This is a genomic window from Mycobacterium sp. 1482292.6 (genome assembly GCF_001672995.1).
Classification (GTDB): domain Bacteria; phylum Actinomycetota; class Actinomycetes; order Mycobacteriales; family Mycobacteriaceae; genus Mycobacterium; species Mycobacterium europaeum_A.
The window spans coordinates 1-12533 of the sequence record NZ_LZKV01000076.1 but is presented as its reverse complement, the minus strand read 5'-3'; the positions used below and the strand labels follow the sequence as shown (position 1 = coordinate 12533).

Below are 12533 nucleotides of genomic sequence, written 5' to 3'. Positions count from 1 at the left end.
GCTGGAGGCGGTCATCCCGGTGCACACCCACTTCGACCACGTGCTGGACTCCGCACTCGTCGCCGACCGCACCGGCGCGCGGCTGGTCGGCGGGCAGTGGTGCGATTCGATCAGGGTGACGTCGTAGGCGCCCAGCTGCATCGGTTCGCCGTCGGCCGCGACGACGATCCGGTCCTGCGGCAGGCCGTATCCCCTTCCGACGTTGGCCGCGGACTGCCCGCCCGACCGGTTTCCCGGCGTCATCGGCGAACCGGTGACCCCGCCGGTGCGGGCATCGGCGTATCGCTGCGGCGAGTCCTGGTCGACGCTGGTGCACCACCGGCCGACGGGCCGGCGCCTGCTGATCCAAGGCAGTGCCGGCTTCGTCGAGGGCGCCCTGGCCGGCCAGCGCGCCGACGCGGCGTACCTGTCCGTCGGGCAGCTGGGGCTGCAGCCGCGGTCGTACCTGGTCGACTACTGGACCGAGACCGTGCGCGCGGTGGGCGCGCGCCGGGTGATCCTCATTCACTGGGACGACTTCTTCCGCCCGCTGACAAAGCCGTTGCGGGCCTTGCCCTATGCCGGCGACGACCTGGACGTCTCCGTCCGCGTCCTCGACGAGCTCGCCGCGCAGGACGGTGTCTCGGTGCACCTGCCCACGGTGTGGCGGCGCGAAGACCCCTGGAAGTAGAGCGGTTGGCACCTTGGCCCTGACGCTGGCGCTGTTGCTGCTTGCCGTGGTCCTCGCGTTCGCCGTCGCGCGCCCGGGCGGCTGGCCCGAGGCGCTGGCCGCCGTCCCGGCGGCCCTGATCCTGATCGCGGTCGGCGCGATCTCGGTGCACCAGGCGGTCAAACAGATCGCCGATCTGTCCGGGGTGGTCGCGTTCCTGGGTGCGGTGTTGGTGCTGGCCAAGCTCTGCGACGACGAGGGCCTGTTCGAGGCCGCGGGCGCGGCGATCACCCGGGGCAAGGTCGGGTCGGGCGGCCTGCTGCGGCGGGTCTTCGTCATCGCCTCGCTGATCACCGCGGTGCTGAGCCTGGACGCCGCCGTGGTCCTGCTGACCCCCGTGGTGCTGGCGGCCGTGCGCCGGCAGCGCACCCGGGTGCGGCCCTACGCCTACGCCACCGCCCATCTGGCCAACGGCGCATCGCTGTTGTTGCCGGTGTCGAACCTGACCAACCTGCTGGCGTTCCACACCGCCAACATCTCGTTCACCAGGTTCACCCTCGCGATGGCGGCGCCGTGGCTGGGCGCGATCGCCGTCCTCTACGTGATTTTCCGCTGGTTCTTCGCCAAGGACTTGCGGGTGCAGCCCGACCCGGAAGAGCTGGGCGCACCGCCGCGCCCGCCGGTGTTCGTGTTGCTGGTCGTGGCGCTGACGCTGGCCGGGTTCGCGGTCGCCCAGTCGGTGGGCATCGCCCCGGCCTGGGTGGCGCTGTGCGGCGCCGCCGTGCTGGCGGTGCGCAGCCTGCGCCATCGGCACACCTCGGTGTCCGACATCGTGCGCTCGGTCAACATCTCGTTCCTGGTGTTCGTGCTGGCGCTGGGCGTCGTGGTGCAGGCAGTGATGCTCAACGGGATGGACCGGGCGATGTCGGCGGTGCTGCCGTCGGGTTCGAGCCTGCCCGCGCTGCTCGCCATCGCCGCGCTGGCCGCCGCGCTGGCCAACGTCGTCAACAACCTGCCCGCCACGCTGGTGCTGCTGCCGCTGGTCGCGCCCAGCGGGCCGGTGGCCGTGCTGGCGGTGCTCATCGGGGTCAACATCGGCCCCAACCTGACCTACGTCGGATCGTTGTCGAACCTGTTGTGGCGGCGAGTGTTACGCCAGCACGACGTGGACGCCGGGGTCGGCGAATACACCCGCCTCGGCGTGTGCACGGTGCCCGCGTCGCTGGCGGTGGCGGTGCTCGCGCTGTGGGCCTCGGCGCGGCTGCTCGGTCTCTAGCGCGCGGGCGAGCCGCAGGGGCCCGACCGGATGATCGACGCCAGCTCCTCGCGCGACTGCGCCCCCACTCGCTGGCAGGCCCGGTACACGTGGCCCTCCACGGTGCGCACCGACATCACCAGCTTCTCGGCGATCTCGCGGTTGGACAGCCCGGCCACCACGAGCTCGACGACGTCGCGCTGGCGGCCCGACAACTTCAGACCGGTCGGGGTGTGCAGCGCCGGCGTGTGCAAGCCACCGCACTCGTCGGCCAGTTCCCTGGCCAACGCCGCGGCGTACAGCCTGCGGCGGTGATGTTGGCCTTCGTCGAACACCGCCGAGGCCTGCGCGGCCGCATCGGCGGCCGCCACCCGATCGCCGATCCGCCGGTAGGCCGCCGAGGCCGCCAGCAGGCCCTCGCCGTCCCGGGCCGACAGCGCGCCGGCATGCGACGCGACCGCGTCGGCCAGCGGCAGCGACAACGCGTCGGCCAGCTCCCGCGCCCGCGCCGCCTGGGAGGCATCGCCCCATTGGGCCGCCGCCTGGATGCAGGCCAGCTCGTGGGTCGGCTGACCGCGGTCGCGGGCCAGCCGGGCGGCCTGCGCGACGGACGCCACGGCCTCGCCCAATCGGCCGTTCGCCGCCATCGCCCACCCCTCGGCCAGGGCCAGGCCGGTGTGCATGAACCGGAAGTCGGCCGGCACGCACGACCGCGCCGCGGCGACCGCGTCGTTCGCCTCGTCGGCCTGGCCGAGCTTGGCGTGCGCCTCGGCCAACGCGAAATAGCTCGCGGGTCGCAAACCCGTTGTCACGTAGTGTGTTTGCACCCCGGCCACCGCTTCGTGCACCAGTCGGGCCGCCTCGGCGACCGCACCGCGAGCCAGCTCGGCGTTGCCCGACAGCAGGGCCAGGTTCGCATACGCCAGGCCCGGGATGTCGCGCGATGTGGCCGCGAGTTGCCGTGCGGTGCTGACGAATTCATCGATCCGACCGGTCAGCCGACAGGCGCGTCCGTAGACGGCGCCGAACCAGAACCGCATATGCGATGCCTGGAAGGACGTCGTCGCGCGCCGCAGCGCATGCTCGGCCACCCCGGCGAGCTCGCCGACCTGTCCCAGCGCGCCCATCGCCATGATCAGCCCCAGCGACGCCATCATCGCGTGGAAGCCGGGTAGTTCGGGGAAACTCAATGCGGCCCGGGCGTTTTCGGTGGCGGACTCGCAGCGCGCGGCCACCGCATCCAGGCACGCCTGTATCGCCAGCCGCTGCGCTCGCTGGGCCGGCGTCTCGGAAGGGTCCGCGGCAAGATCGTCGAGGATCTGCGCCGCGGCGTTGGGGTTGTAAAGGTGCCAGATCAGGTTGGCCGCCCGCACGGTCGCCCAGTGGTGGCGGTCGGGCACGTCGCTGTCGGCCAAGGCGCGCAGCGCCGACTCGGCCGCCTCGCCCCGCCCCAGCAGCGCGAGGTTCATGGCCCGCACCCCGGCGGCCCCCGGCGCACCGGCTTGGGCGGCCGCGGTGGCGAACCGGTCGGCCAGCTCCAGATCCAGCAGGGTCATCGCGTGCCGTGCCGATTCCAGGTACAGCTCGGGGTCGGGGTCGAGGTCCGACTCGAGGCGCAGCAGCGCGCGGCGCACCGTGGCCTGCATGTCTGCGTCGCCCACGTCGGCCAGTCGCGCGGCCAGCCTGCCCCGGATCTCCGACAGATACAGCTCGCCCGCGCTTGCGCGGCGCAACTCACCGAACAGCGGGTGGGCGAGCCGGGCCGTCAAGCCGGCGCCGGTGCGTTCGATGTTGACCAGGCCCAGTTGCTCGGCCTCGGCCAGGTCGCGGCGCCGCACCACATCGCACAGCACCTCGACGGCCAGCGGCTCGCATTGCGAGAGCGTGTCGATCACCATCGCCACCCGCGGGCCGAGCCGGCCCATCTGGCGGCCGACCGTGTCGGACAGGCTCGCCGAGACCGCGACGTCGCCGTCCCACATCCACACCCCGGCGGTCTTGCGCATCCGCCCCGCGGCGACCTGGTCGGCCAAGAGCTGCCGCAGAAACAGGGCGTTGCCGCCGGTCAGCTTCTGGAACCGCGCCGCGCTGCGCGCGTCGACCGGGCCGTCCAGCTTGGTCTCGATGACCTCACGGGTCGCCGCCGCCGAAAGCGGTTCGAGATCAAGCCGTTCCAACAGGCCGTCTTTCCACAATGCCGTCACCGCGTCCGGTTCGTCGCTGCCGGTCCGGACGGTGACCACCAGCCGCACCCCGCCGCACTGCGCGAGCTGGTGGACGACGAGCGCGGACAGCCCGTCCAGCAGGTGCGCGTCATCGACCCCGATCAGCACCCGGCGCTGCCGCTGTTGGGCGACAAACGAATTGATCACGCGGCGCACATCGGTCAGCGGATCGGACTGCGCCTCGTTCAAAGCCTCGGTCATCGCGCCGATGAAGGCCCCCAGGGGCAGCGCCTGCGCCGAGTCGGTGCCGACGATCCACTGCGTCCGCTGCCCCGACGCCTGGGCACGCTTGAGCACTTCGTGGGCCAGCCAGGTCTTGCCGACGCCGGCGGCTCCGGCGAGCACGACGCCCGCGTGTTTGGCACCCGCACCCAGGGCGCGGCGAATGATTCCCAGTTCGCTGTCACGCCCCGTCAGCGGCTCGGCGCCGATCACTCGGCGACTATAACGGCGCGCACGCATCGGATGGGAGGCTTTGCCGGCCTTTGGGTGGCCCGATGTGCACCCGACCCGCAGCAATCGCGTAGTCGACTACGCTGTCGGCCCGCCTCGGCGCCCGTGAGCATGAGTTTTGTCAGACGGGCGGTCAACAAGAGCGGTGGGCTATGGCAAAGATCGGAAATCACGCACTGGTATTGGGAGCGAGCATGGCCGGTCTGCTGGCCGCGAGATCGCTCAGCGAGTTCTTCGGCACGGTCACGGTGGTGGAGCGCGATCCGTTGCCCGACATCGCGCCCGAAACGGCGACCGCGCGCCGGGGCGTGCCGCAGGGCCGGCATCTGCACGGGCTGTTGCCCCGGGGCGGGCAGGTGCTCGAGCAGTTGTTCCCCGGCATCCTCGATCAGCTGGTCATCGACGGCGCACACCACACCGACGGCCAGGATCTGTCCCGGGTGCACTACGACCTGGGCGGGCACCTGATGGCGCGCTCGGGCAGCGCCCCCTCGTTCGCCGTGCACCTGGCGACCCGGCCCTTCCTCGAGGAGCACGTCCGCGCGCGCCTGCGCCGGATGCCCAACATCACGCTGCTCGACGACCACGACGTCGTCGACCTGACCACGACGCCGGACCGCCGGCGCGTCACCGGCGCCCGCGTGGTCAACCGCCGCACCCGCGAAGACCTCGCACTGAGCGCGGATCTGGTGGTCGACGCCACCGGGCGCGGCGCGAGGACCCCGGCATGGCTGCATGCCCTGGGCTACGAACGCCCGACCGAGGTGCACGTCCCGGTGCGCCTGACCTACGTGAGCCAATTCCTGCGCATGGCACCGGACGTGCTGCACGAATTCGGGTTCATCGTGGGAGCCGTGCCCGGCCGGCCGCGTGGTGTGGGCATGCTGAACTGCGAGAACGACACGTGGACGTTCACCGTCTACGGCATCGCGGGCCACGCGCCGCTCACCGACCTGGCGTCGATGTGCGAGTTCGTCGAGGACTGCGCACCGGCCCGCCTGCTGGCCGCGGTCCGGGCCGCCGAACCCCTCGGGGAGCCCACCCGGCACGTCCAACCGTCCAGCCAGTGGCGCCGCTACGACCGGATGCGACGCTTTCCGCAGGGCCTGCTGGTCATCGGCGACGCGATCTGCAGCTTCAACCCGATCTACGGCCAGGGCATGACCGTCGCCGCGCTGGAGGCCTTGGCGCTGCGCGACTGCTTGTCCTGCGGCACAGCTGATTTGGCCCGGCGATTCTTTCGGGCCGCCGCCGTGCCGATCCGCCAGGCCTGGGAGCTGTCGGCCAACCCCGACCTGTGCCTACCCGAAATCGAGGGCACCGCACCGCTACTCACCCGGTTGCTCAACGGCTACATCGACCGCATCCTCACCGCCGCCGAATACGACGCGATCGCGGTCGATCGGTTCGTCAGGGTCACCGCGCTCATCGACCCCGCCGACCGGCTGCTGCACCCCACGATGATGTGGCGCGCCGCGCTGGCCAACCTTCGCCGGCCGCGGCGCGGCGACAACCAGCCGGCTCGCGCGAACGGTGACCTGGCGGGCAGCGTGCCCCGCTAGCCCCGCCGGTAGGCCGGCGGCAACGGCATCGACAGTTCGGCGAGCACGGTACGCAACAACGTCGGGTAATCGGTGATGATGCCGTCGACGCCGTAACCGATCTGCCGGCGCATGGCGGCGGCGTCGTCGACGGTCCAGGGAATCACCTTGAGCCCCAACGCATGCGCGCGGTCGACTACCGGCTGGCCGGTGACCAGCCGGTAGTCGGGTGAGACGATGTCCGCGCCCACCGTCCGCGCGCCGATCAGGGGATCGCCGACGAACGCGGGATTCACTCCGCCCAGCCAGGGCGAGTCCGGCGCCCAGGTGTGCTGGTCGTACAAGGCCACCAACGGAATTGACGGCTCGGCGTGCCGCACCAACGGCAGGGTGCGCCAGTCGAAGCTCTGAATCTCCACCCGGTCGGCCTTGCCCGCCGACCTGACCGCGGCCAGTATCACGTCGACGGCCTCCTGCGGCTCGGCCGATGCGCCGGGCCGGTCGGCCTCCACCTTGGTTTCGATGTTGTAGCGCACGGCGTCGGCGCGGTAGGAGTCGGCGAGCGCGAAAACCTGCGGCAGCGTCGCGATCTTGTTGCCCCACACCACTTCGGCTTGGGGGTAGTCGGCGAGCGGGCGCCCGCAGTCCAGGGTGTCGACCTGGGCGAGGGTGAGCTCGTGCACGAGCTTGCCCACGTATGGATACTGCGGGTCACCGGCGAACGCGGGCGCGGTGTCGGCACACTTTTCGGCCTCGATGGTCGGGTCGTGCCACACCAGCGGTTGCCCGTCCTTGGTGATGACGATGTCCAATTCCAATGTGCTGACGCCCAATTCGATCGCCTTGGCGAACGCGCGCAGCGATTCCTCGGTGGTCTCGCCTCGCCCGCCGCGATGGGCCTGCAGGTCGAATTCCGACGGTCGCGCGGTGGCCGGCCCGGCGAGCAGCACCGCCAGCGTCAGCAGCGCGGCGGCCAGGCGCGCGATCACTCATCCCCTGCGCTGGCGCGTGATTTCGGCGAGTACCACCCCGGCGGCCACCGACGCGTTCAGCGATTCGGTGTCCCCGGCCATCGGGATGGACACGACTTCGTCGCAGTTCTGCCGCACCAACCGCGACAGCCCCTTGCCTTCCGATCCCACGACCACCACCAGCGGATCGGTGCCGTCGATGTCGTCGAGCGTGGTGTCACCACCGGCGTCGAGACCGATCACCCGCAGCCCACGACCGGCCCAATCCGTCAGTGTCCGGGTCAGATTGGTGGCCCGCGCCACCGGGATGCGCGCCGCGGCCCCGGCGCTGGTGCGCCAGGCCACCGCGGTCACCGAGGCCGATCGCCGCTGCGGGATCAGCACCCCGTGGCCGCCGAACGCGGCGACCGAGCGGACGATGGCGCCCAGGTTGCGGGGGTCGGAGATGTTGTCCAGCGCGACCAGCAACGCCGGCGGCGAGGCGAGCGCGGCGGCGACCAGATCGTCGGGGTGGGCGTAGTTGTACGGCGGCACCTGCAAGGCGATGCCCTGATGCAGATGGTTGGCGGTCATCCGGTCCAGATCGGTGCGCGGCACCTCCAGGATCGAGATGCCCAAATCGGCTGCGCGAGTGACTGATTCGGTGAGCCGTTCGTCGGCCTCGGTGCCCAGCGCCACGTAGAGCGCTGTGGCCGGCACCCCGGCCCGCAGGCACTCCAGCACCGGGTTGCGGCCCAGCACCGTCTCGGATTCGTCGGTCTTGCCCCGCGCGGGCCGACGGCTCTGGGCCTTGGCGCGCTTGGCGGCCGGATGGTTGGGGCGCAGGTGCGCGGGTGGGGTGGGGCCACGACCTTCCAGGCCGCGGCGGCGCTGGCCGCCCGAACCCACGGTCGGGCCCTTCTTGGTGCCCTCTTTGCGTATCGCCCCGCGGCGGCGCGAGTTGCCGGCCATTTACTCGGCCCCTACTGTTCTGGACTGGCCTGCAGCGACCACTGCGGCCCGTCGGCGGTGTCGGTGACCTCGATGCCGGCCTCCTTGAGTCGGTCGCGGATCTCGTCGGCCAGCGCCCAGTTGCGTTCCGCGCGCGCCTTCTGCCGATTCTCCAGCTCCGCCTGCACCAGCACGTCGACGGCCGCGAGCGCCGCCGACGTCTCGTCGCGGGTCTCCCAGCGCTCGTCGAGTGGGTCGCAGCCCAGGATGCCCATCATCGCGCGGATCGCGCCGGCGTGCCGCAGTGCGCCGTCGTGGTCGCCGGAGTCGAGCGCCCGGTTGCCCTCCGCGCGCGCCTGGTGCACCTCGGCCAGCGCGGCCGGCACGGCCAGGTCGTCGTTGAGGGCCTCGGCGAAGCGTGCGGTCCATTGCCCGGGTTCGACGCCGCCGACCCGCACCCGCACCCGGTGCAGGAATTCTTCAACGCCGACATAGGCTTTCACCGCGTCCTGCAGCGCGGTCTCGGAGAACTCCAGCATCGACCGGTAGTGGGCGCTGCCCAGGTAGTAGCGCAGCTCGGCCGCGCGCACCCGCTGCAGCAGCGCCGGTATGGCCAGCACGTTGCCCAGCGACTTGCTCATCTTCTCGCCGCCCATCGTCACCCAGCCGTTGTGCAGCCAGTAGCGGGCGAACCCGTCGCCGGCGGCACGGCTCTGGGCGATCTCGTTCTCGTGGTGCGGGAAGACCAAATCCATTCCGCCGCAATGGATGTCGAACTCCGGCCCCAGATAGGTGCGGGCCATCGCGGAACATTCCAGGTGCCACCCGGGGCGGCCGCGGCCCCACGGGGTCGGCCAGGACGGCTCGCCGGGCTTGGCGGCCTTCCACAGCGTGAAATCACGCTGATCGCGTTTGCAGGTGGCCACGCCCTCGCCCTGATGGACGTCGTCGATCTTGTGCCCGGACAGCTGCCCGTATTCGGGATAGCTGAGCACGTTGAAGTACACGTCGCCGCCGGCGGCGTAGGCGTGACCGGTTTCGATCAGCCGTCCCATTAATTCGACCATCTGGGTGATGTGCCCGGTGGCCCGCGGCTCGGCCGACGGCGGCAACACGTCCAGGGCGTCGTAGGCGGCGCTGAAGGCCCGCTCGTAGGTGGCCGCCCATTCCCACCACGGCCGGCCCGCCGCGGCGGCCTTGTTGAGGATCTTGTCGTCGATGTCGGTGACGTTGCGGATGAACGCGACGTCGCAGCCGCGCGCGATCAGCCATCGGCGCAGGATGTCGAAGGCCACCCCGCTGCGGACGTGGCCGATGTGCGGCAGGCCCTGGACCGTCGCACCACACAGGTAGATGGAGACGTGACCCTCGCGCAGCGGAACGAAATCACGCACGGCGCCGGTTGCCGTGTCGTGTAGCCGCAAGCGGGCCTGATCGGTCACGACGTGCCAGCTTACCGGGTAGTTCCCCGGCGCCCGGCGCTGCGCGGGCTTACCCGGTGGAGACGACCAGCGCGGTGGCGATCGCGGCGAGGCCCTCACCGCGTCCGGTCAGCCCCAACCCGTCGGTCGTCGTCGCCGACACCGACACCGGCGCGCCCAGCAATTCCGACAGCACCCGCTGCGCCTCGGCGCGGCGCGGACCGACCTTCGGCCGGTTGCCGATGACCTGTACGGCGGCGTTACCGACCCGGAAACCGTGGTGCGACGCCAGATCCGCGACATGGCGCAGCATGTCGGCGCCGCTGACGCCTTTCCAGCGCGGATCGTCGACCCCGAACACCGTCCCGAGGTCGCCGAGCCCGGCCGCCGACAACACCGCGTCACACAGGGCGTGCGCCCCCACGTCGCCGTCGGAATGCCCCGCGCAGCCGTCGGCGTCGCCGAATTGCAGACCCAGCAGCCAGCACGGCCGTCCCGGTTCGATCGGGTGCACATCGACGCCCAGGCCCACCCGGGGAAGCGGCGGCACGGCGTTCACCGGCGCACGACGGTCTCGGCCAGCAGCAAATCGAGCTGGGTGGTGATCTTGAATGCCAGCGGGTCGCCGTCGACCACCTGGACCTGGCCACCGACATGCTCGACCAGCGACGCGTCGTCGGTGAAACCCACGCCGCCACCGGCCCGGCAGGCCCGGTAGGCACGCAACAGCAGACCGGTCGCGAAGCCCTGCGGGGTCTGCACGGCACGCAGCCCGGCGCGTTCCGGTGTCCCGAGCACCACCCCGTTGGCGTCCACGGCCTTGATGGTGTCATGCAGGGGCAGGGCCGGCACCACGGCGTCGTGGCCGGCCCGCAGCGCCTCCACCACGCGGATCACCAGCGACGGGGGCGTCAGTGCACGCGCGGCGTCGTGCACGAGGACGTACTCGGGGGCGGCTGTGACGGCGGCCAGGGCCAGGCGCACAGATTCGGTGCGGTCGGTCCCGCCGGCGACGACGGTGGCTCGCCCGGCCTCGACGTCATCAGCCAGCACCCGGCCGGCCTCGTCGATCCGGTCGGCGGGAACGGCCGCCACCACGCGATCGACCACCCCGGCTGCCAACAAACCGGCGACGGCGCGCTGCAGCAGCGTGCGGCCGTCGACCAAACAGAATGCCTTGGGGATACCTGCGGCCAGTCGTTCGCCCGACCCTGCGGCGGGGACGACTGCGACTACGTTGCCTGACGTGCCGGTCTCCGGGGCCAACCCCGGCTGCGGGACCAACCCCGGCTGCGGGACCAACGGAGTGTCAGGACCTTCAGGAAGCGGCGGCCAGAACCTCGTCGAGGATGGTCTCCGCCTTGGCGTCGTCGGTGCTCTCGGCCAGCGCCAACTCGCCGACCAGAATCTGGCGGGCCTTGGCCAGCATGCGCTTCTCGCCGGCCGACAGGCCACGCTCCTGATCGCGACGCCACAGGTCGCGAACTACCTCGGCGACCTTGTTGACATCGCCGGAAGCAAGCTTTTCGAGGTTGGCCTTGTAGCGGCGCGACCAGTTGGTCGGCTCCTCGGTGTGCGGGGCCCGCAGCACCTGAAAAACCTTGTCCAAACCCTCTTGTCCGACGACGTCGCGGACACCCACATACTCAGCGTTCTCGGCGGGAACTCGAACGGTCAGGTCGCCCTGCGCCACCTTCAGGACGAGATATTCTTTTTGTTCCCCTTTGATCGTCCGGGTTTCGATCGCCTCGACTAACGCAGCACCGTGATGCGGGTAAACAACGGTGTCGCCGACCTTGAAGATCATCTGATTCGAGCCCCTTTCGTTACTTCATCCTAACACGGCCGCCTAACTACGCGCGAAGCAACGATGCAGGTCAGGGGCACAACACGCGCAGATTAGGGGTTGACATGCGGACCAAGTCGTGCAGTGCAGCACATTACCAACGCCCCCGACGCGGCCCGGCGGCGGCCTCGAGGACGGCTGTTACGGCGCTCCGGCGCTGGTCTGGCGCCCCGCGCTATCGCGCGCAAGACGTTCCTACTACTGTGCATAGTTGCATCAGTCGAACCGGCTCAGCAGGAGGCTCGAGAGAGTGAACCGCTTCAAGATCCGCCTCGGCCTTCCCGCGCTCGCCGTCGCCGGCGTGATGGCCGTCCTGGTCGCTCTGCTCAGCGGCTGCGGAGCCGGACAGGTCTCGCAGATGGCGGTCCAGGAGCCCGCCATCAACGGCAACAAGGTCACGTTCAACAACGTGGCGCTGCGCAACATCCGGATCCAGGCCTACCAAAGCGGTGATTACCTGCAGCCGGGCCGCACCGTGGACCTGGTGCTGGTGGCCGTCAACCTGTCGCCGAACACGCCCGACCGGCTCGTCGGCATCACCAGCGACATCGGCACGGTGACGGTCAGCGGCGACGCCCGCCTGCCCGCCGGTGGATCGCTGTTCATCGGCACGCCCGACGGCGAGAAGGTAGCGCCGGGTCCGGTCGGTTCGAACACCGCCGCGGCCAAGGCGACCATCAATTTGGCCAAGCCCATCTCCAACGGGCTGACCTACAACTTCACCTTCAATTTCGAGAAGGCCGGCCAGGCCACCGTCGCGGTGCCGATTTCGGCCGGGCTGACGCCGCCGCAGCAAAACCAGGCGGGCTAACCGCCTGTCGTGACACGGGCTTGTCGTAGCGGCTCGATACCGTCATGGCGTGGCAACCGCGCGCTCGCAATACCGCTGTTCGGAATGTCGGCATGTCACCGCGAAGTGGGTCGGCCGCTGCATGGAGTGCGGCACCTGGGGCACCGTTGACGAGGTCCCGGTGCTCAGCGCAGTCGCCGGCCGTCGCGGCGCCCTGGCCACGGCGGCGCCGGCCGTGCCCATCACATCCATCGAGCCCAACGCCAGCCAGCACCGCACGACGGGGGTAGACGAACTCGACCGCGTGCTCGGCGGCGGCGTGGTGCCCGGCTCGGTCACGCTGCTGGCCGGCGATCCCGGCGTGGGCAAGTCGACGCTGCTGCTCGAGGTCGCGCATCGCTGGGCGAAAGCGGGCCGCCGCGCCCTGTACATCTCCGGTGAGGAGTCGGCGG

Annotated in this window: 11 protein-coding genes and 2 pseudogenes; 6 read left to right on the top strand and 7 right to left on the bottom strand. The window is 70.8% G+C overall.

Annotated features, from left to right (window positions below; translation table 11 throughout):
- The 3 genes and pseudogenes from A5624_RS29445 to A5624_RS07130 all read left to right on the top strand — a co-directional run.
- A pseudogene (locus A5624_RS29445) lies at window positions 1-98 on the top strand (MBL fold metallo-hydrolase); the annotation flags it as partial.
- 110 nt (window positions 99-208) lie between these two features.
- Window positions 209-670, top strand: a pseudogene (locus tag A5624_RS07135) (MBL fold metallo-hydrolase); the annotation flags it as partial.
- Between the two features lie 13 nt (window positions 671-683).
- A complete protein-coding gene (locus A5624_RS07130; RefSeq protein ID WP_066863755.1) occupies window positions 684-1925 on the top strand; it encodes an SLC13 family permease in 1242 nt (413 codons plus the stop codon).
- Here the strand turns inward: A5624_RS07130 and A5624_RS07125 are convergent.
- Entirely contained in the window at window positions 1922-4564 is a 2643-nt protein-coding gene (locus A5624_RS07125) for a LuxR C-terminal-related transcriptional regulator (RefSeq protein WP_066863752.1), read from the bottom strand. The two genes, A5624_RS07130 and A5624_RS07125, sit on opposite strands and share 4 nt — an antisense overlap.
- Before the next feature lie 170 nt (window positions 4565-4734).
- Between A5624_RS07125 and A5624_RS07120 the strand changes: the two genes are divergently transcribed.
- A complete protein-coding gene (locus tag A5624_RS07120; protein ID WP_066863749.1) occupies window positions 4735-6144 on the top strand; it encodes an NAD(P)/FAD-dependent oxidoreductase in 1410 nt (469 codons plus the stop codon).
- On the opposite strand, the gene A5624_RS07115 is transcribed toward A5624_RS07120, so the two are convergent.
- From A5624_RS07115 to carD, 6 genes are read right to left on the bottom strand one after another with little or no spacing between them, the layout of a single operon-like run.
- Window positions 6141-7112 (bottom strand): glycerophosphodiester phosphodiesterase, encoded by a 972-nt coding sequence (locus A5624_RS07115; protein WP_066863746.1) that lies wholly within the window; start codon window positions 7110-7112, stop codon window positions 6141-6143. The two genes, A5624_RS07120 and A5624_RS07115, sit on opposite strands and share 4 nt — an antisense overlap.
- A complete protein-coding gene (rlmB, locus tag A5624_RS07110; protein WP_066863744.1) occupies window positions 7113-8045 on the bottom strand; it encodes a 23S rRNA (guanosine(2251)-2'-O)-methyltransferase RlmB in 933 nt (310 codons plus the stop codon).
- 11 nt (window positions 8046-8056) lie between these two features.
- Window positions 8057-9466: a cysteine--tRNA ligase gene (gene cysS, locus A5624_RS07105; protein ID WP_066863741.1), complete on the bottom strand. Its 1410-nt coding sequence runs from the start codon at window positions 9464-9466 to the stop codon at window positions 8057-8059.
- Between the two features lie 49 nt (window positions 9467-9515).
- Window positions 9516-9995, bottom strand: a complete 480-nt coding sequence (ispF, locus tag A5624_RS07100; RefSeq protein WP_156748892.1) for a 2-C-methyl-D-erythritol 2,4-cyclodiphosphate synthase — start codon at window positions 9993-9995, stop codon at window positions 9516-9518.
- A gap of 5 nt (window positions 9996-10000) precedes the next feature.
- Complete coding sequence (gene ispD / locus A5624_RS07095) at window positions 10001-10711, bottom strand: 2-C-methyl-D-erythritol 4-phosphate cytidylyltransferase (protein WP_066863730.1); 711 nt, start codon at window positions 10709-10711, stop codon at window positions 10001-10003.
- A gap of 52 nt (window positions 10712-10763) precedes the next feature.
- Window positions 10764-11252 (bottom strand): RNA polymerase-binding transcription factor CarD, encoded by a 489-nt coding sequence (gene carD, locus A5624_RS07090; RefSeq protein WP_003419482.1) that lies wholly within the window; start codon window positions 11250-11252, stop codon window positions 10764-10766.
- Between the two features lie 289 nt (window positions 11253-11541).
- Between carD and A5624_RS07085 the strand changes: the two genes are divergently transcribed.
- Together A5624_RS07085 and A5624_RS07080 are read left to right on the top strand one after the other, a co-directional pair.
- Window positions 11542-12102 carry a hypothetical protein gene (locus A5624_RS07085; protein ID WP_066863727.1) on the top strand — a complete coding sequence of 187 codons (561 nt, stop codon included), beginning with the start codon at window positions 11542-11544 and terminating at the stop codon, window positions 12100-12102.
- A 49-nt stretch (window positions 12103-12151) separates the two neighbouring features.
- On the top strand, window positions 12152-12533 hold a 382-nt coding region (locus tag A5624_RS07080), incomplete at its 3' end, for an ATPase domain-containing protein (RefSeq protein ID WP_156748890.1).

Excerpts from the sequence above, each read along its gene's own strand:
- A5624_RS07120 (WP_066863749.1), top strand. The coding sequence starts at position 4,735 with ATGGCAAAGATCGGAAATCACGCACTGGTATTGGGAGCGAGCATGGCC.
- rlmB (WP_066863744.1), bottom strand. The coding sequence starts at position 8,045 with ATGGCCGGCAACTCGCGCCGCCGCGGGGCGATACGCAAAGAGGGCACC.
- carD (WP_003419482.1), bottom strand. The coding sequence starts at position 11,252 with ATGATCTTCAAGGTCGGCGACACCGTTGTTTACCCGCATCACGGTGCT.